The sequence below is a fragment of the Sphingomonas sp. IC081 genome (assembly GCF_006874585.1).
Taxonomy (GTDB): domain Bacteria; phylum Pseudomonadota; class Alphaproteobacteria; order Sphingomonadales; family Sphingomonadaceae; genus Novosphingobium.
In genome coordinates this window covers 1-19,779 of the sequence record NZ_CP029762.1, presented here as the reverse complement: position 1 = coordinate 19,779, position 19,779 = coordinate 1, and the positions used below count along the sequence as shown (strand labels likewise).

At 65.0% G+C, this 19,779-nt stretch carries 12 protein-coding genes; 7 read left to right on the top strand and 5 right to left on the bottom strand.

Annotation, left to right across the window (positions count from 1 at the left end; all coding sequences use genetic code 11):
• Positions 1–125 precede the first annotated feature (125 nt).
• The gene (locus DM450_RS18630; protein ID WP_185928819.1) at positions 126–2,513 is read left to right on the top strand and encodes a TonB-dependent siderophore receptor; all 2,388 of its coding nucleotides are present in this window, start codon (positions 126–128) and stop codon (positions 2,511–2,513) included.
• A gap of 171 nt (positions 2,514–2,684) precedes the next feature.
• Entirely contained in the window at positions 2,685–4,898 is a 2,214-nt protein-coding gene (locus tag DM450_RS18625; RefSeq protein WP_142638134.1) for an FkbM family methyltransferase, read from the top strand.
• A 110-nt stretch (positions 4,899–5,008) separates the two neighbouring features.
• Here DM450_RS18625 and DM450_RS18620 read toward each other — a convergent pair whose 3' ends face one another.
• Complete coding sequence (locus tag DM450_RS18620) at positions 5,009–6,061, bottom strand: integrase (protein WP_142638132.1); 1,053 nt, start codon at positions 6,059–6,061, stop codon at positions 5,009–5,011.
• A 142-nt stretch (positions 6,062–6,203) separates the two neighbouring features.
• Positions 6,204–7,790, bottom strand: coding sequence for an RNA repair transcriptional activator RtcR (gene rtcR, locus DM450_RS18615; RefSeq protein ID WP_142638130.1), 1,587 nt, complete (start codon positions 7,788–7,790; stop codon positions 6,204–6,206).
• 432 nt (positions 7,791–8,222) lie between these two features.
• On the opposite strand from rtcR, the gene DM450_RS18610 reads away from it, so the two are divergent.
• Complete coding sequence (locus DM450_RS18610; RefSeq protein WP_142638128.1) at positions 8,223–9,449, top strand: RtcB family protein; 1,227 nt, start codon at positions 8,223–8,225, stop codon at positions 9,447–9,449.
• Between the two features lie 40 nt (positions 9,450–9,489).
• A complete protein-coding gene (gene rtcA, locus DM450_RS18605; RefSeq protein ID WP_142638126.1) occupies positions 9,490–10,515 on the top strand; it encodes an RNA 3'-terminal phosphate cyclase in 1,026 nt (341 codons plus the stop codon).
• A 9-nt stretch (positions 10,516–10,524) separates the two neighbouring features.
• On the opposite strand, the gene DM450_RS18600 is transcribed toward rtcA, so the two are convergent.
• Positions 10,525–11,574, bottom strand: coding sequence for an alpha/beta hydrolase (locus DM450_RS18600; RefSeq protein ID WP_142638124.1), 1,050 nt, complete (start codon positions 11,572–11,574; stop codon positions 10,525–10,527).
• A 362-nt stretch (positions 11,575–11,936) separates the two neighbouring features.
• On the opposite strand from DM450_RS18600, the gene DM450_RS18595 reads away from it, so the two are divergent.
• The 3 genes from DM450_RS18595 (at position 11,937) to DM450_RS18585 (ending at position 16,036) form a co-directional block, all read left to right on the top strand.
• Positions 11,937–13,166 carry an MFS transporter gene (locus tag DM450_RS18595; RefSeq protein WP_142638123.1) on the top strand — a complete coding sequence of 410 codons (1,230 nt, stop codon included), beginning with the start codon at positions 11,937–11,939 and terminating at the stop codon, positions 13,164–13,166.
• Positions 13,167–13,256: 90 nt separating this feature from the next.
• Complete coding sequence (locus DM450_RS18590; protein ID WP_260610544.1) at positions 13,257–14,195, top strand: LysR family transcriptional regulator; 939 nt, start codon at positions 13,257–13,259, stop codon at positions 14,193–14,195.
• 632 nt (positions 14,196–14,827) lie between these two features.
• The gene (locus DM450_RS18585) at positions 14,828–16,036 is read left to right on the top strand and encodes a hypothetical protein (RefSeq protein WP_142638121.1); all 1,209 of its coding nucleotides are present in this window, start codon (positions 14,828–14,830) and stop codon (positions 16,034–16,036) included.
• A 76-nt stretch (positions 16,037–16,112) separates the two neighbouring features.
• Here DM450_RS18585 and DM450_RS26310 read toward each other — a convergent pair whose 3' ends face one another.
• Both DM450_RS26310 and DM450_RS18575 read right to left on the bottom strand, forming a co-directional pair.
• Positions 16,113–17,615 carry a DUF2779 domain-containing protein gene (locus tag DM450_RS26310; RefSeq protein ID WP_260610543.1) on the bottom strand — a complete coding sequence of 501 codons (1,503 nt, stop codon included), beginning with the start codon at positions 17,613–17,615 and terminating at the stop codon, positions 16,113–16,115.
• A gap of 547 nt (positions 17,616–18,162) precedes the next feature.
• Complete coding sequence (locus tag DM450_RS18575) at positions 18,163–19,422, bottom strand: replication initiator protein A (protein ID WP_142638119.1); 1,260 nt, start codon at positions 19,420–19,422, stop codon at positions 18,163–18,165.
• Positions 19,423–19,779 lie beyond the last annotated feature (357 nt).

The following is a 19,779-nucleotide window of genomic DNA, read 5'->3' as shown; positions in this document are numbered from 1 at the left end:
CGACCTGCCGCCTGCCGTTCCTGCCGCCTGCCGTTCCTGCCCCGTTTTCCGTGGATCGAAAGCCATTTTCGCCAGCGATCCGCGCATCCATCGCAAATAATAATCATCTGCAACAAGGAGGCACCGTGTCCACTTCCCGTTTCCGTCATTCGTCCGCCACGGCAGCGCAGGCCTATCTCGCGCTGAGCTGCATCGGACTGGCGACAAGCGCCGCGCCCGCGCTTGCACAGGACAGCACCGAAGCCGCGCCCGCGCGCCTCGGCGGCATGACCGTGTCCGATACCGCGATCGACGATGACGGCTACAAGGTCGACACCCTCTCCAGCCCCAAGGCGACCGCGCCGCTGATCGATACCCCGCGCTCGATCACGGTCATTTCCAGCCGGCTCTTGAGCGACACCAATTCGACCTCGCTCGCCGAGGCGCTGCGCACCGTACCGGGCATCACCATGGGCGCGGGCGAAGGCGGCAACGCGCTGGGCGACCGTCCGTTCATTCGCGGCAGCGACAGCCAGGCCTCGACCTATCTCGACGGCGTGCGCGACATCGCCGCGCAGAGCCGCGAGACCTTCGCGGTGGAAGCCATCGAAGTCACCAAGGGTTCGGACAGCGTCACCAACGGTTCGGGAAATGCCGGCGGTTCGATCAACCTCGTCTCCAAGGCCCCCAAGGCCGACCGCTTCGCCCATCTCGACGCCAGCTACGGCAACGACGACTACAAGCGCATCACCGTCGACGTGAACCAGCCGCTCAACGACTTCATCGGCGTGCGCATCAACGGCATGTGGCATGACCAGGACGTCGCCGGCCGGGATGCGGTGTGGCAGAAGCGCTGGGGCGTGGCGCCGTCCATCACGTTCGGCCTGAACGGCCCGACCAGCCTGCAGCTCGACTGGTATCACCTTCATACCAGCGAACTGCCCGACACCGGCATTCCCTACCTCACCACCATCTCGAACCAGCCCGGCGCCAATGACCAGACCGCGCCCGCCGGCACTTCGGTTCGTTCGCGCGATGCCTATTACGGGCTGGCCGACCGCGATTTTCGCAAGACCACGGTCGACCAGTTCACCGCCCGCTTCCAGCACGAGTTCGACAACGGCCTGACCCTGCGCAACAGCGCGCGCTTCTCGGATTCGAGCCAGAAGTACCTCTGGACCCAGCCGGACGATTCCAAGGGCAACGTCTATAGCTACGGCACCGTCTCGCGCCGCGTGAACTCGCGCTATTCCAAGCAGCAGGGCCTCGTCGACCAGCTCGACCTGTCGGGCACGTTCGCCACCGGCGTGCTGGAGCACAGCTTCACCGCCGCGCTCGAATACAGCTGGCAGAAATCGGGCTACGGCAGCTACTATGCCGATAGCACCAGCTACACCGCGCTGCCCACCGCGGTCACCTGCGCCACCGCCACTTCGGGCAGCAACGCGATCTGCACCGATCTCGCCAATCCCAATCCTTACGACAGCTGGACCGGCTCGATCGTCAAGGGCCCGGCCAACTCGCGCACGCTGGCAAGCAGCGAAACCTATTCGGCCTCGCTGTTCGACACGATCAGCCTGGGCGAGCACTGGAAGCTGAACATCGGCGGCCGCTACGACCACTACGACACCGACGCCTCGGCCGCCGTCGCCAAGCCCTTCACCGCCGCCCGTACCTGGCAGCACCGCACCGACGACCTGTTCACCTACCAGGCGGGACTGGTGTTCAAGCCGATGTCCAACGGCACGATCTATGTCTCGACCGCCACTTCGGCGATCCCGCCGGGCTCGTTCCTTGCCCAGGGCAGCGAGGACAACGGCCTGACGACCGCCGGCGTCAGCACCGACGATCTCAAGGTCGCCAAGACCACGAGCTATGAAGCGGGCACCAAGTGGAACCTGTTCGGCGAGGCGCTGGCGCTCAGCTTCGACGTGTTCCAGACCCGCACCACCAATGCCCGCACCACCAACCCCGACGGCGGCGTGCTCAATGTCGGCACCAAGCGCATTCGCGGTTTCGAACTGGGCTTCAGCGGCAATATCACGCCGGAATGGAACGTCTTCGGCGGCTACACCTACATGGATTCCAAGGTGCTGAACGCCGGCCTGACCGCCACCACCGGCACCGATGCGAGCGGCGCGGCGGCCAAGTACTACGCCCCGGCGGCGGCCACTGGCCACGCCTTCCCGAACACGCCGAAGAACAGCTTCACGCTGTTCACCAACTACAAGGTGACACCGCAGCTCACCCTGGGCGGCGGCGCCATCTACATGGACAAGGTCTACGGCGGCTTCTCGGACACCCGTACTTACACGAACGGCGTGTTCACCATCGTCAAGACCCGCGCGACGTACGTGCCCAGCTACTGGCGCTTCGATGCCAACGCCAGCTACGACATCACCGACAATATCGCGGTGCGCGTCAATGCGCTGAACATCACCAACAAGCTCTACTACGACCAGGCCTATTCGACCCACTATGCCCACCAGGCAGCGGGCCGTACGGTGATCGGCACGGTCAGCTTCAAGTACTGATCCGCAGTCCGGATCGATGCACGGCCGGGGCGGGCAGAGTTCCCGCCCCGGTCATGCGATGCCGAGGCCCCGCATTTCCGGGGCCGCGCATCCGGCTCGGGGTCGTTTCCAGTCTATAAATCCTCAGACGGCCCGCATCCTTGCGGGCGATGGATTTTCTGGAGGCATGTCATGAACGCCGGCACGGCAGGATTCTTTAGCGAGGTAAGCCGGCAGCTCGGTGCCGGAAACGTCGGGCGGCTCGAAGCCCGCGGCCGCGAGATCCGTTACATGGCGCAAGGCTCGGGCTGGCGCTACGAAACGCTGCTCCAGAAGGAGCCCGAGACGATCGAGTGGATCGACAGCTTCCGCCCGGGCGAAACGCTGTGGGACATCGGCGCCAATGTCGGCATCTACAGCGTCTATGCCGGGGTGCGCGGCACCCGCGTCCACGCTTTCGAACCGCATTTCGCCAACTACTACCAGCTGTGCATCAACATCGGCCTCAACGGCCTGCAGGACCGCGTCACCCCGCTCTGCCTGGCGCTGACCGACCGCAAGGCGATCGCGGCGATGAACCTGGCCAGCGTCGACTTCGGCACCTCGATGAGCAGCTTCGGCGAAGCGCTCGACTTCCGGGGCAATCCTTACGCTCCCGCCTTCCGCCAGGGCATGGTCGGCCAGGACATCGACAGCCTGATCGGCGAATTCGGCATGGCGGTGCCCAACCACGTGAAGATCGACGTCGACGGCATCGAACTGCCGATCGTGCGCGGCGCCGCGCAGATGCTGGCGCGCGAGGAGGTCAAGTCGGTCTCGATCGAACTGATCGAAACCGACGCCGCGCAAGTGGATGAAGTGACCGAGATCCTCGCCGCTGCCGGGCTGCAGTTCCAGCACAAGAAACAGAACGCCGCGTTCGCGACACCCCAGACGCGCGACGTGCTGAACTACCTGTTCCGCCGCGATGCCCCTGCCACCAGCGTGCCGGTGAACTGGGATCCCAGCCCCGCGGATGTCGATGTCGTTGTCGATGTCGACGCCGTGGTCGCTGGCATCGTCGGCCGCATCGCCGAGGCCCCGATCGACGCCGTGCCCAGCGAGAACATCTACCTCGAAGAGGTCTTCCCCGCCGATCTCTATGCACAAATCGTCGCGCGGCTGCCCGCCGATGATGTGCTCGATCCCATCGTCCACCCCGATGCGGTTGCCGCCGACGGGCGCATTACCCGCCGCCTGCTCGACCTTACCGAGGCCACGCTGGGCCGCATCGCCCCCCAGGACCGTGCGTTCTGGCAGGCGATGACGCAGATCTGCACCCATCCCGCGCTGGCCGCCGCCCTCGTCGACAAGTTCGGCAAGACCCTGCGCGCCCGGTTCGGCGAGGAACTGCCCGAACTCGTCGCGGTGCCGCTGCTCTACCGCGATTTCCCCGGCTACCGCATCGGCATCCATCCCGATGCCGCCTCGAAGATCGCCACATTGCAGTTCTACCTGCCCGCGGACGAGAGCCAGCGCCATCTCGGCACCCGCTTCCACACCCGCACGCCGAAGGGCTTCGCGGACTACAAGACCAACGACTTCAAGCCCAACGCCGCCTATTCCTTCGTCCGCAGCGAGGAAAGCTGGCACAGTGTCGGCGAGCTGGGCCCGCAGGAACGCGCGCGCAACACGCTGGCGCTCACCTTCTACATCAAGGGCCAGGAATACCGCTCCGAACCCGACATGATGATGGGCACTCCGGTAGCTGGTCCGGCTTCGGCACCAGCCCCGCTTGCGGCCTCGATCGCCGAGGTGCCCCTCGCGGCGGCGCCGACGGTCCCCGATGCCGAGGACTACGTCCGGATCAACCGCCGCCTGCGCGATGTCGCGGCGCGCTTCGCCCGGCACGAGGACGTCGCCCGGCTGATCCCGCCCGGCAGCGCCGCGGTCGCGCTCGATGCCTCCAGTGCCTTCTCGCGGCATGTCCTCGACCAGGGGCAGGCGGGCTATCTCTTCACCGTGGGCTGGAGCGAGTGCGAGGGTGAAGGCGCCCGCGACGAGATCGCGTGCTACAAGCAGGCACTGCTCGACCTCGATCCCTATCGCGAGCGCAATTCGCTGGTCCGCATGGGGTTTGCCGATGCGCTCGAGATGTTCGATCCCGAAACGCTCGACTTCATCCACGTCGACGCCTGCCTGCACGAAAGCGGCGCGGCGGCGGAAACCCTGCTGGCCGACTGGTTCGCAAGGCTCCGTCCGGGCTGCATCTTTGCCGGAAACGGCTATGGGCCAGAGCGTCCGGACATCGTGGCGGCCATCGACGCGCTGGTGGCCGCGAACGGGCTAGAACTCCACCGCATCGACGCGGGAGCAGGCGGCCCGACACCGCGATACTCGGGATGGTTCGTGCTGAAACCGGAATGACGCCGAAAGGCCCCAAACCCGCCCCTTAATCCGGCTCCTGAAACCGGCGCCTGAAACCCAATGACAAGGCCGCAACCGCTTCCCCCGGTTGCGGCCTTTGCCGTTCGCCTTCAATCGCCGCCAACCGTCTCGTCCGGCGCGCGCCGGCACCACAGCGATTGCAGGCGCAGCGCCGCAATCGCCGCCTCCCGCTCGCGCCCTTGCAGCGCCACCAGCCCGAGATCGGCGGCACGGCCCGCCACCTTGCGCACGATGTCCCGCACCGCCGCGGCGGTCAGCCCGTTCTCGCCCACCACATAGTCGGTCCGCGCCGCCCGGGCCTGCCGCTCGCCCAGATGGCCATCGCCGGCGCGCGCATTCCAGGCGAGCTTGGCGAGCGGAACCGGGCCGCGCCCTTCCCTCCCCTTCGCACGGACGACGGCAACGCGGCGGAACAGCGCCCCTTCGGCAATGCCCGCCGCGCGGCACCAGCGGTCGACGCGCTGGAAGGTCTCGCCCGTCAGCACCCGCTCCTGTACGCCCGCCAGCCGCAGCAGGCCTTGCCCTTCGGCAGCGGGGACCACCTGCCCCGCCTCCAGCGCAAGGACCTGCGAGACCTTCAGGCCCGCCTCGCAGGCCACCGCCAGCAAGGCCGCATCCCGCAGACCCGGCGGCGTGTCCTCGCAGGCCTCCAGAAGGATCTCCAGCGTGAATGCCGGCTCGCGGCTGCCGACCTGCAAAGGCGCCGCTACGCCCTGCGCCGCCAGCCCCCTGAGCATGGCACGAAGCTGCGGCGATCCGGTCGGGTCCGCCAGCCCGGCGAGCCCATGCAGCGCCCGCAGCGACGCAAGCCGCCGCCGGATGGTCGCCGGTTTTTGCCCATGCACCCGGCAATCCTGCACATAGGCCAGGACCTCGGCCGGATCGGCGGGCAGCAACGGGCGCCCATCGATGCGCCCCTCCATCCTGGCGATGAAGGCCCGGTAATCGGAAAAGTCGTTGACCAGGGCCTTGAGGCTCGCGGGCGCGCGCGCCGCAAGGACGGACCGCAAGTCGGCATCGACCGCACCGCCATGCTCGCGCACGAGGGCGACGACTTGCGCCAGCCGGTCCGCGGCCTGTCCGCTGCCGCGCACCGGCACGCTCGCCTCACCCGGCGCATAGATGCTGATGATCCTGTCCAAACCGGCTTCCCATATCCGCGCCCCGACTATGCGAGCCCCCCTTCTAGAGCAATTTCCGATCCGATTGCACCGGACCGGCCGCTCCCGGTTTTCATCCAACGCATTTTGCAAGCCATCGGGCGTGCCACCCGCCGGGAACGGGTCAGCGCAAGCCGGTAAAGTCCAGGTCGAACCGCGCCAGATACTTGCGCAGGCGGTCGGCGTCGTTGGTGCTGGCGCGGCGTTCGCGCGAGGCGGCGAAAAGGCGCCGCCCGGCGCCGGAAAGCGAAGAGCTCTCCCGGCATACCGCCACGACATAGGCCAGCTGGACCCGGTCGAACGGGTCGATCGCGGCCAGTTGCGACGGATCGAGCACTGCCGCCAGCCCATCATCGCCGTCCGGCCCCCCGGACCACAGCCGCGCCAGTCGCGCGACTTCGCCGTCCACCGTCGCCACGTCGATCCGCCCCTTGGGCGCAAACGTCGCCATGCGGGTGACGCTGGCGGCAAGATCGCGGAAATTGCCGTTCCACGGCGCTGCCGGGGATACGGCAAAGGCAAGGAAGCGGGCGCGCGCCTCCTTGTTGAAGGAGACACGCTCCCCCTCGCGCTCGGCGTGGCGGTCAAGCTCGTAGTCGAGGTTGGGCTCGATGTCCTCGCGCCGCTGGGCAAGGCCGGGCAGCGCGAAGGTCCACAAGTTGAGGCGGGCGAACAGATCCTCGCGGAACGTGCCTTCCGCAACGCTGCGGGCAAGATCGCGGTTGGTGCCCGCGATCAGCTGGAAATCGCTCGCCACCTCACTGTCGGCACCGACCGGCAGGAACCGCTTGTCCTCGATCGCCCGCAGAATCATCGCCTGCTCGTCGAGGCCGAGTTCGCCGATCTCATCGAGGAACAGGATGCCCTTGTCGGCACTGCGCAGAAGGCCCGCGCGGTCCGAGGCGGCGCCGGTGAAGGCGCCCTTGCGGTGGCCGAACAGCGCCGACATCGCGCTGTCGCCGCGCAAGGTGGCGCAGTTGACCTCGACGAACGGCCCCGCGACCTGCCGCTTCACTTTCTTGAGATCGTGGATGCGGCGCGCCAGCTGGCTCTTGCCCGCCCCGGTCGGCCCCATCAGCAGGATCGGCGCGCGGGTGCGCGAGGCGACCTGCTCGATCTCGTCGATCATCGCATTGAAGGCGCCATTGCGTGTCTCGATCCCGGATTTCAGGAACGAGGTGCCGGTCGCGCGATCCTCGGCAAAGCGCGTGGCGATGGAATCGTAGCGCGACAGGTCGAGGTCGATGATCGACCAGGTGCCCGGCGCGGTCCCGTCGGTCCTGCGGCTGGGCTGGGTCTGCAGCAGGCGACCCGGCAGGTAATGGGCCTCGGTCAGCAGGAACAGGCAGATCTGGGCGACATGGGTGCCGGTGGTGATGTGGACCAGCACATCCTCGGCATCGGGGTCCAGCGGCAGGGTGCGGGTGAAATCCAGCAGCTTGCCGTAGACTTCCTCGAAATCCCAGGCATCGGCGAAATCGATGACGTGGCGCTCCACCGTGGTTTCCGGCGAGACATCGGCAATATCGGCGGTGACGTATTCGGCCAGCCGGCGGTGGGCACTGCCATGGATCATGACCAGACGATCGACCCGCAAGTCCTCGTGCATCGTCAGCGCGACCGATGGGCGCCACTTCATCCAGCGCGACGGGCCGAACTTGGCGGCATCCAGGGTGGATCCGAGAAACCCGATGACGGTAAGCGGCTTCATGATACAATCATATATCCACTTATATAGACATATACAAATCGCGGGACCCGCGTCGGCAACGATCGTGGCCGAACCGGATGGATTGCCGCTCGAAATCCGCGAAATTCCGAGGTTTTTGAGTTTTTTCGCGGAACCCTCCGGGCATTTGGCACGCCTCCTGCAATTCCATCCTCGTCGGGTTTGTCGAACAGCCCGGCAGCAGGAAACGGGAAAGCGGGGCGGCCGGAATGGGCTGGCCGCCTCCACTCCCCGGACGAAGGATTTTCGCCATGGCCGTGAAGCGCCTTTTCGCCGGCACCGCATCGCGGTTCCTGCCGCGCAGGCCCGCAAGGCCCGAAGGGAGATGCGGGTTCGCCCCCGCGCCTGAGCATTCAGGGTGTCTCGCCAAACCTCGTCGCCAGCATCTATGACGTATTTTCAAGGAGATCGGCGATGACCGACACCAGTTTCGAATTCCGGCAGGTCGAAGGCGGCGTGCCCATCAAGATGTGGACCCGAGGCGTGCCCGTGGACGAGAAGGCGCACGAGCAACTCGCCCGCGCGGCAAGGATGCCGTTCATCTTCCGCCATGTGGCGGCCATGCCCGACGTGCATGTCGGCATCGGCGCCACTGTCGGCTCGGTGATCCCGACCAAGGGCGCAGTGATCCCGGCGGCGGTCGGTGTCGACATCGGCTGCGGCATGATGGCGGCACGCACCTCGCTGATGGCGCACGACCTGCCCGACAGCCTCGAAGGGCTCCGCTCCGCCATCGAGCAGGCGGTGCCGCACGGGCGCTCGGTGGGACGCGGCCAGCGCGACCACGGATCGTGGGGCGCGCCGCCGCCCGCCATCGTCGAGGCCTGGGCGACGCTTGCCGTGCGTTTCGAGCGCCTGTGCGACAAGCATCCGCGCCTGAAGAACACCAACAACCTCACGCACCTGGGCACGCTGGGGACGGGCAACCACTTCATCGAGCTGTGCCTCGACGAGGAGGCGCGGGTCTGGATCATGCTGCACTCCGGCTCGCGCGGGGTGGGCAACGCCATCGGCACGTTCTTCATCGAGCTGGCCAAGCAGGACATGCGCAAATGGCACATCAACCTGCCGGACGAGGACCTCGCCTACTTCCCGGAAGGGACCGATCACTTCGACGACTACGTCGAGGCGGTGGGCTGGGCGCAGGACTTCGCCGCGCTCAACCGGCGGATGATGATGGCCAACGTGATCGCGGCCCTGCGCGGCCGGATCGCCAAGCCCTTCGAGGCCGAACTGGAAGCGGTGAACTGCCATCACAACTACGTGACGCGGGAGAACCACTTCGGCGAGAACGTGCTCGTCACCCGCAAAGGCGCGGTGCGCGCGGCGACGGGCGCCATGGGCATCATCCCGGGTTCGATGGGCGCGAAATCGTTCATCGTGCGCGGGCTCGGCAACCCGGAGAGCTTTAACAGCTGCTCGCACGGGGCGGGCCGGGTGATGAGCCGCACGCAGGCCAAGAAGCTCGTCTCGCTGGAAGAGCATCTGGCCGATACGGCGGGCGTCGAATGCCGCAAGGACGAAGGCGTCATCGACGAGACGCCGCGCGCCTACAAGCCGATCGAGGCGGTGATGGCGGCCCAGGCCGACCTCGTCGAGATCGTCCACACCTTAAAACAGGTGGTCTGCGTGAAGGGGTGATCCCCTTCACGCAGCGCCCTTTGGAATATCAGGGAATACCATGATCGAGATCGACGGTTCGGACGGTGAAGGCGGCGGGCAGGTGGTGCGCAATTCCTGCGCGCTCTCGCTGGTCACCGGCAAGCCTTTCCGCATTACCCATGTGCGCGGCCAGCGTTCGAAACCCGGCCTCATGCGCCAGCACGTCACCGCCGTGGAAGCGGCGGCGCGGATCGGCGGGGCGGAGGTGACCGGCGCCGCAGTGGGTTCGCACACACTCGAATTCCACCCCGGCACGGTGCGGCCCGGCGAGTACCACTTCGCCATCGGCACCGCCGGCAGCACGGGCCTCGTCCTGCAGACGGTGCTGATGCCGCTGGCGCTGGCCGATGCCCCTTCCCGCCTGGTGCTGGAGGGCGGCACGCACGCCATGCTGGCGCCGCCGTTCGACTTCATCGAGCGCACTTTCCTGCCGGTCGTCAACCGCATGGGCCCGAAAGTGGAAGCGCGGCTCGTGCGCCACGGTTTCTACCCGCGCGGCGGCGGACGGATCGAGGTGGACATCACCCCGGCGCCCTTGCAGCCGCTGGATCTGCACGATGGCGGCGCGTTCGATGGCGGCACCGCGCAAGTCCTGTTTGCCGGACTCCCGCGCGACATTGCCGAGCGCATGATCGCGCGTGCCCGCAAGGAACTGGCCGAATGGCCCGACGAGGCCTTTGTCCTGCGCGAACTTCCCGCCGACCAGGGCCCCGGCGTCATCCTGATGATCGCGGCCCGCAAGGACGCGGTGACCGAGCTGGCCAGCGGCTTCGGCCAGTTGGGCGTACCGGCCGAACGGGTCGCGCGGGTGGCAGCGGGGCGCCTGAAGGGGTACCTCTCTTCAAGCGCCTTTGCCGGGCCCTATCTGGCCGACCAGCTGGTGCTGCCCTTTGCCCTGGCCGGCAGCGGCTCCTTCACCACGGTGAAGCCGAGCGGCCATCTGCTGACCGCCATCGCACTGGCCGAGCGTTTCCTCGGCCGGCCGATCGCGCTGCGCCAGGAGCCCTGCGGGCGGCATCTCGTCGCCTTTGCCGGATGCGGCTGAAGCGCCCCTTCAGGCGAGGTGCCGGCGGAAAAACGCCTCCAGCGTGTCGAAGGGGATCACATCCACCTGGTCGTAGAGATCGGTGTGGCTGGCCCCGGGCACGATCAGCAATTCCTTGGGCTGCGCAGCGGCAGCATAAGCCGTCTCGCTGAAATAGCGCGAGTGGGCCTTTTCGCCGTGGATCAGCAGCATCGGTCGCGGCGAGATGTCCTGGATATAGGAAAGCAGCGGCATGTTCATGAACGACAGCGGCGTCGTCAGCGTCCAGGACGCGTTCGAATTGATCGCGCGCGGATGGAAACCGCGCTGGGTCTTGTAGTATTCGGCATAGTCGACCACGAACTGCGGCTCGCCGCCCTTCAGTTCGAGCGAGACCGGGCCATGGGCAGGCGCGCCGCGCTGGGCATCCTCCCAACGCTGCCGGCCAAGTTGCTCCAGCGTCTGCCGGCGCTGTTCGGGCGTGACGCTGTCATTGTACCCCTTCGACATGACCCGGCCCATGTCGTACATCGTGCTGGCGGCAACCGCCCGGACGCGCTTGTCGGCAGCCGCGGCATTGAGCGCCATGCCGCCCCATCCGCAGATACCGATCATGCCGATCCGCTCCCGGTCGACGAACGGCAGCAGGCCGACCGCATCGACCGCGGCGCTGAAGTCCTCGGTATTGATATCGGGCGAGGCGAGGTTGCGCGGCTCGCCGCCACTCTCGCCGGTAAACGAGGGATCGAATGCCAGCGTGACAAAGCCGCGCTCGGCCATGATCTGCGCATAGAGACCGGACGCCTGCTCCTTGACCGCCCCGAACGGTCCACACACCACGATGGCGGCGAGCGGCTCGCCCGCGCGATCCCGGGGAAGGTAGAGGTCACCGCTGAGAGTGATGCCATAGCGATTGGGGAAGCGGAGCTTCTGGTGGTCAACCCTGGTGCTTTGGGGGAAGGTCTTGTCCCATAGGTTGGACATGGTCTGGGCCTTTGCTGGAAGAACGGGAAGAACCTTGCCCGCCGCAAGGGCCAGCACGGCGGCACCGCTGAGCTTCACGGCGTTTCTGCGTTGCATCTAGGGTGCCTTGGTGTCGCTTGACCCCGGCGGAAAGGCCGGTGCCAACGGGAAATAGCGCCCCGGCAGCATCACCAACAGACTGGGGGGACTTGATGGGGCGATGAGGTAATCTCAACGTTACGGTCAGATATAGCCGGATCCAAAAGCATCCAAACGCCAAAACGATGAGCCCTACTCATTACCTCATCAAACACAGGCCCGATTGCCCCAGCCGCGGCGACCGCCTAATTCCCGGCGCGGCACCGAGGCCCCCCGCTCCGCTGCCACGCACGCCCTGCCCGGCAGATTCTCCGGTTTTGGCCCCTTGGTTCGCACCAAGGCCGACAGGTGCGCCGCCCACACCAGACATCGGAGGGCCCATGGCCAGCTTCAACACCGCCCAAACGGCGACGTCCGGCAGCGATCCTGCCACCCACGCTCCGGCCAGATGGAGCGCCGTCTACGCGATGGCGCTGTGCAGCTTCGTGCTGGTGGCATCGGAATTCCTGCCAGTCAGCCTGCTCAGCCCGATTGCCGCAACGCTTGCCCTCACCGAGGGACAGGCGGGCCAGGCCATCGCCATATCGGGACTGTTCGCGGTCATTGCCAGCCTGACGATATCGGCGCTGCTCGGCCGTGCGGACCGGCGCCGGGTGCTGCTTGCGCTTATCGCCATGCTGGTCGTTTCCGGCACCATGGTCGCCTTTGCACCAGGCTATCCGGTACTGATGGTCGGCCGCGCCATTCTCGGTATCGCGATCGGCGGTTTCTGGTCGATGTCCGCCGCGATCGCAATGCGACTGGTTCCAGCGCAGGATGTGCCCAAGGCCCTTGCCATCATCAACGGCGGTAACGCCCTGGCTTCCACACTCGCGGCACCGATCGGCAGCTTTGTGGGCGGCCTGATCGGTTGGCGCGGCACGTTTTTCTGCATCGTCCCGATCGCGGTTCTGGCCATCGTCTGGCAGGTCGCCAGCCTGCCTCCCTTGCCTGGCGAAAGGGCGCGCAGCGATAGTGCCATGGTGGGCCTGCTCCGCCGCCCGCCGCTGGTATTCGGCCTGCTCACCGTAGCACTGCTTTTTGCGGGCCAATTCGCGCTGTTCACCTACCTGCGGCCCTTCCTCGAGCAGATCACCCAGATCGGCGTGTCGATGCTTTCGCTGATGCTGCTGATCGTCGGAGCATCGGGGTTTATGGGCACGATCGTCATCGGCCGCCTACTCGGGCGAGTGCAACAGCAAGGACAGGCGCAGGTGCTGTTCCTGACGCTCGGCGTTCTTCCCGCGGCCATGGCTGCCGCCGCCACCCTGCTCGCCGCGTTCGGCGCCTCGCTCCCGATAACGGCGATCCTCCTGGCCATCTGGGGCTTTGCAAGTACGGCGGCGCCCGTGGCATGGTGGACCTGGCTCGCGCGCACGTTGCCTGACGAGGCGGAGGCCGGCGGCGGCTTGATGGTCGCGATCGTCCAGCTTGCCATTACCCTGGGCGCTACGCTGGGCGGCGTCGTTTTCGACATGGCTGGCGCCCGGGTCGAATTCCTCGCCAGTGCCGGGCTGCTCGTTGCTGCCACACTGGCCGCCTTCGCGCTGGCCCGGAGGCTTGGAGCCTGACCGGTATCGCCCGGCTTTCTGGGCCGAGCCGGAGCAGACGAGAGGGCTCCGCCCGGACTTGCCCCCACTTGTCCGGACGCCGGAGTTGCGATGATCGCGCGGATCGAACATGATGCCGCGATGCCGTTGAACCGCACCGATCTTGCCGATTTCTCCTACTTCCTCGCCATTGCACGGCATCGAAACTTTCGCCTCGCCGGCCTTGAACTCGGCATCACCGCCTCGGCGCTGAGCCACGCGCTCAAGGGCCTGGAAGGTCGCCTCGGCGTGCGACTGGTCAATCGCACCAACCGCAGCGTGACGCTGACGTCGGCGGGCGAGGAACTCCGTTCGGTCATCGCGCAACCGTTCGACATGATCGAAACCGCTGCCGAAGCCCTCAATCGTTTCCGGGATGCCCCGGCCGGGCGCATTCGGCTCAACGTGATTGGCGATGCGGCGGAACTGCTGCTGGCACCGGTCATGCCGTTGTTCCTCGAGCGCTATCCCGACATGGAGATCGACATCGTCGCATCCGACAGGATGGTCGACATCGTCGGAGAAGGCTTCGATGCGGGCATACGTCACGGCGGCACCGTTCCGGAAGACATGATTGCGCAGCGCCTCTCGCAAGACCTGCATTGGTGCGTCGCGGCCGCGCCTGCCTATCTGGAGCGTTATGGCACGCCCGAAAGACCCGAAGACCTGCGCGAGCATCGCTGCCTCGGCTTCAGGCTGGGCGACGACCGCGTCTACCACTGGGAATTTGCAGGCCCCGACGGCGACATGGCCATCGCCGTTCCCAACCGCATCACGGTGCGAGGCGGGCGAGCCATGATGCCCCTGGCGGTTGCCGGTGCGGGCCTCATGTATGGAAACGAGGCCATTTTCCAGCCCTATCTCCAGCGGGGCGAGCTTCGCCTCGTGCTGGAAGACTGGTCCTGCATGGGGCCGGGCTATCACATCTATTACTCGAGCCGGCGCCAGGTACCAGCGGGGCTGCGGCTCCTCATCGAACTCATTCGCGAAGTCAAGCCGCTCGGCTATTAGGTCATAAACGCATGAGCGGCACCATCGAGATTTGAGGCAAGCTGGCTCAGCGGCAGGAGGGAAGGCGCTTGAATATTTCGATATTTCAAGACTTCCCGACGCGGCGCTGGGCGTTTTGATCAAGCGAAGCTCACCGTAAGGTAGATCTCGCAGGGACGCCAAAACGGCTTCCATCTCGAACCGACGCGACCTTGGATGGGCAACCAGCCCGCCCGGCGACACCTTCGGCCCGAGTTGTTCGCCATTTGGGCACCTCGATGGTCCGTTGATGAGTTTGCGGCCTAGGAACAGCGGTCTTAACTCCGGTTGGGTTGAACGAATCCCTCCAACACTTCGGTGGTTCCCATGATCATGGGGATTTCGCCGGTTCGGAATAGGCCCTGCCCGGCTGACGGCCAAACCGCGACCCATTTGTCCCGCGTTCGGGCCACGGTATGAAACGGGCAAAATGCCTTCGCGAAAAAGCACCGCACCGTGCCGCCCGCCTAACGGTTTCTCTAAAGGCAGTTGGGGGGCTAAAGGCCGCCCCTATCATTATCGATAGTGCCTTCTGCTTTGCTCAAAGAAGGTGTATAGCTATATACATTTAATTATACACCTTGGAAAAACCCCCAGAAACCGGGACTTCCATCATGTCTGCACCTCTCGAAACCCCGTCCGGCGCGGTTCTTGCCGCACTCTATCTCGGCCGCCTTCAAAGTGCCCTCCGAACAGCCTCGCAGGGCTGCCTGCAGATCCTAGGGCTCCGGGTCGTCCGTGAATGCCTGATCGCAGCCCTTCGGCAGGAGGGACATGCCTTTACCGAACAACGCTTCCACGAATGGTTCGCGGGACTAAAGACGCTGTCCGACCTTCCTCAGCACAGATTACGCCCTGCCAGGGCCATATGCCAAGCGATATTGACTGAGCTTTTGCACAGTTCATGGCCCCTCCTCGCCGATGCCGCCGAGAAGATCCAACGTGCGTTTCTCGCCCTGTCCGATGTTCCGGACGCCATGACATCCCCCTCGCCCACTGCCGCCCATGCAGAGATCAATGCGATTATCGAGGAGGCACATCAACTGCTCGCGGCGATCCCTGTTGAGGCAGAGGACCTGCCCTTCAACGCAATCTCGGCGCTCCTGCAAGCCGTCGGCGCGAGCACGCGGTTCGGCCAGCAGGAGCGCGGATACGAACTTCTCGAGACCGGATCCGGTCGTATCGCCCGCGAAGCAGATACCCCGACCAATTGCCGATGGGCACTCGACTTGCTGGTCGGCACAAGGCTTGCGTCGGACTGGGCCTCGCCGCTTGGGCGCCTGCCGCTGCCCATTCCCCTGCCTGGCTTCCTCTCCTTTCCCGGTCATGGACAGTGCAACCAAGATCCAAGCGATGATGACCTGTGGGATACGCAGCGCCGCTTGCAACAGCAGAGCACCGACGCGCTGCGATCCGCCTTGTGGCAGCTAGAGCAGTGGCTATGGGAAGCAGAGCGCCGCGCCAGCACGATTGCCGAACGGAGTGCCGGCCGCCGTTCGACGGGCAGATCCGGTCCGGTGCTGGAAATGCTGGCCGGCTTTGGGGCCATGCGCGGCCGCCAGATCGAGCTTGTCCTGGGCGCCTCCCGCCTTGGTGTGCGCACGATCCTTGCGACGATTGCCGAGTCCGGCCAGTTGGTTACGGAGGCGGCACACAACCGTACCATGCTCTATCGCTATGCCGAATGTCGGCCGAAAGCGCCGGGGCCGCAACCGAACGAAGAGAGCTTTGCATTCTCGCAGCAATCGCTCGACGAGTTTGAAGCTTCCATGAAGGCTCTGGAGGCCCTTCTCGACAAGGCCTCACCACCCGCGGGGGATTAGCAGTTAGACGTTTCACGCGCGTCTCGAACGGGCCTGTACGCCAGTCCGATCTCAAGTTTGAGCTACTCCCACCACGTTAAGCTGCCGTAGTCAGTCGGCGGGCGAGCAGGATCATGGCCCAGGTATCCTGCCGGCAATAGGCTCTAAGCGCCGCCTCGATCTCCTGACGGCGCTCCCGGGTGGTGGAAGGGTCAATGGCTTCCAGAAACCTGTCCTGCGCCATGGCACCGCCTTTTACCTCCAATCTGTCGTAATCAAGATCAGCGACGCTGGGCAGCACGGCTTTCATAGACCACGAACCGCGTTGCGCCCGATGATACCAGCAACTGCGGGCCACTGGCTGCAAGTCGACTGTCCGTTCCGCCATGGACAGCAAGGGCGCCGCATGGTCGGGCACATCGCGCGCGAGTCGTCGCAGGACGCTGCGTTCGAAACCGGCATTATAGGCAATCAATGTGGCGTCGACGGGAATAGCGGCGACCAGTGCTTGCGCGCATCCCTTTCGCGGATCGCTTCCGTCGCAGCATAGATACTCGTGGTGCGAAATGCTCCCGTCAGCCTGCTCGAGGTGCAGTGAGAACTGAAAGGGCACTTGTTGAAATGGCTGTGTCCCGATCCACCGCGGAAGTGCCGGCGATGCCGCTTCGAAGTCGATCCATGCACGGGGATAGGTCCATTGCCCGATTGCTTCACGAGCGCCCTCGAGGTCGTGAAAGGGCCTACCCGATCGGGTAGCTGCAACGATCATCGCCTCGCGCGGCTTTATCTCGTGCTCATCCAGAGCAAGCAGATCATCGTATCCTTTTCGTTTCCACTTTTTCCAGCCCCCATCCGGGAGGATCGTGACCGGCCATTGCGGTCCGGGCGCGTGCGCCGTGCAGTGCGGTAGGAACCGACACGGTGCCGGGTTGGTACAATGGGGGCCTAGTGGTAATTCCGGCTCGGGTTCTTTCATGACAGCTTGGGCTGCTTTCAGTATTCCCGGGACGTCGTTCACGAGGTGACGGACCCGGCCGAGAACATGATGGTCGCTGAAGAGCCCCCGATATTCCCCCGGGCGTTCGAGAACAAAATCCGGGTTGATCGTGCGGATAATGGCTCCGGCAATTTCAATGCCGCAGCGTTCGAGTACCGCGATCTTGTGGGCGACCCGTTCGAGGCTTCGCTCGCGAATGCGCAAGGCTGGCAGAATCTCGACCAGGATCCAGCTGTCTTCTCCTGCAGGTAACAGCATATCGGCGGTTACGGTGATGGCGGGTGCCGGATCATGGGTGACCGCGTCCGCAAGGCCTGCGGCAATGAAGCACGCGTTGAACAAGGGACGATGATCGTTGTGGCCCAGATGGCGGTTGGTTTCGTTTACGGCCGCTTGCAAGTCGGGGCCATCGCAGATCCGCTGTCCTTCCGGGGTGGCTGCTAGAGCTGCATGCAGGATCTGATCACGTTCCGGGTGGCCGGCAAAGGCAGGCTTGGCAACCTGTGTCGTTTCAGCCTGGACATTTCGTTCTAACCAAAGACGCCTTGGGCATGCGGCAAGGGTGTCGAGATCGTGGCTGGTAAAAGGCGATCTGGCGGGCATCCGCTAGGGCCTGTGTGCGGAGGGAGACGGATCAGGCCTCATTGAAGGCTTGCCGATGGCAGTGAGATAGTGGGTCTGCCGCTGTGCCGGGGGCATCGCGCCCATCTAAAAATCTCCATAAGACTGAGACTTCTGCGAGGTTAGAAAGCTATTTAGGGAATCTGTTACAAGGTTAGGGAGCCCGCTTGCTTCTGAAACCGCAGGTTTCCCGATGAGTCGCGAAAAAGGGCCGTTCCCGAAATGTCGTGAATGTGTTCCCGGAGTGTCGACAGCAACGTTCCCGGAGTGTCGAAGGGGTGTTCCTGAAGGGTCGAAGATCCACCTCAAGCTGTTCCCGGAGTGTCGAAGGTCCCGAAAAATCGCCGATTTTGCAGGCTGAGTTGAATCACTTTGATGAGGACGCTTGCGAACAAGGTTCAATCGGCAAACGAAGCCTGAAGCGCTCATCGCCGATTTGGCGGGGTGGCGGGGAATACGCGACACTTCGGGAACGCCCTTTGCCGTTCGGCTGAAACGGTCGCGGGATCGGTGCATCTCCCCCCTGCCCTCAACCGCGGATCTGGCGACCGTGCTTGGCGTGATGCCGACGTACCCAGCCGATGAACGCGCGCTGCCAGTCCGCCGGAGTACGTTCGGAGCTGGCAAAAACCCAACGTTCGAAATCGGCATGCAGGGCGTGGAGATCCCAGCCCGGGCATTCGCGGCGCAGCAGATCGATCGTCTCATCGGTCATGAAGCCGCGGGTGGCCGCATCGGAGAGGCCGGCCACGGTCGAGCGAATGAGCTTGCGGGCATCGATGGCGGCGTCATCACCCACCTGGCCGAGCGCGGCCGCGGACGAGGTTTTGGGGGATACGGCCGCAGGACGTTGTCTGTGAGCCTCTGCGGGTTTCCCCGGGGAAACGGGTGATAGCGCCTTGGCCTCGGGCGTGGAGGCGGCGCCTTCGGAAAGTACGGTTCCTGCGCCGCCTTTGCCGTCCACGCGGCGCATGCGCAGCATCGGTTCACCGTCCTTGGCGGTTTCGACGCTGAGCGCATAACCAGGTAGCTCGTCCTTCTCCGCCAGTTTGAGCATCTCGAACTTGAAGCGGCGATACTGCCCTTCGGCACCGGATTTTTCGAACAGCACAGGCATAGAAATGGCAAAACCGCCCTCCCCTGCCCCGCCGGCGTGCTTGCGTGCGACGCGATAGAGCCAGCGTTCGCGTCCACCGGTGATGTCGAAGTAGGCGCGGTCGATAGACAGCACACCGCCCTTCATCATCACGCCTTCCCAGAACCAGTTGGATAGCTCGATGGTCATTCCGCGCGATCGTTCGGTCTTTTCGTCAACCAGCTGAGTCCAGCCGTCGAGCCAGGAAAAGGTCGCTTCGCGGCGGTTTTCGGCCCGGATGTTGGTCTTGATGGTGGTTGAGACGAGACGATCCAGGGCCTGAGCGAGCAATTCGTAGGCACGCCCGGTGGTCGGGCGACCGATGGCGCGCAGCAGGTCGTAGGGCATCAGATGGAGCTTGCGGGGCACATCGTTGGTTCCCCGCCTTGCCATGTCGGCAAGCATGCTGGCGCAGTAGATCAGGATGTCCGCGTCCCAGATCGTCGCCATGCCATAGTCGGGATTGGCGCTGACGTGGACCCAGAGCTTGCCGTCGGGGCTGGTGTAGTCGATCGGCTTCACACGCTTCGACTTGGCAAGGCTGAAGAACGGACGTTCCATCATCTCGCGCTGATCGCGCAGCGGAAGCTCGACGATGTAGGGCAGGAAGATGTCGAACTGCTCTGTTGCCGCTTCGGGCTTCTGGCGACTCATGTTGGGTTTCCGACTGGCGTTTTGACGTGGTTGGACGGCACTGATCCGCACAACGCGGTGCCGGTGTTTCCCCAGGGAAACGCCGGTGTTCGTGAGAGCGGGTGATTCCCGGGTATCATGGCGATGCGGGCAGGGGAGGGCAAATCGCCGGGGTGTTGCGGCTGTGAAGAACTCGGCCAACAGGGAGCGGGGAAAGCCCGTGCATGCCAGAGCAATGTCGCTGGGCGGGGGGGGGGGAGCTCGGAAACTGTTTCCCCGGGGAAACCACTGGAGCTTAGGCAAGAAAAAAGGCAGGGACGTTGTGCCCCTGCCTTTCAGCGAACCTATATTCGAGTGCCTTGCGAGACGGTGTCCGCA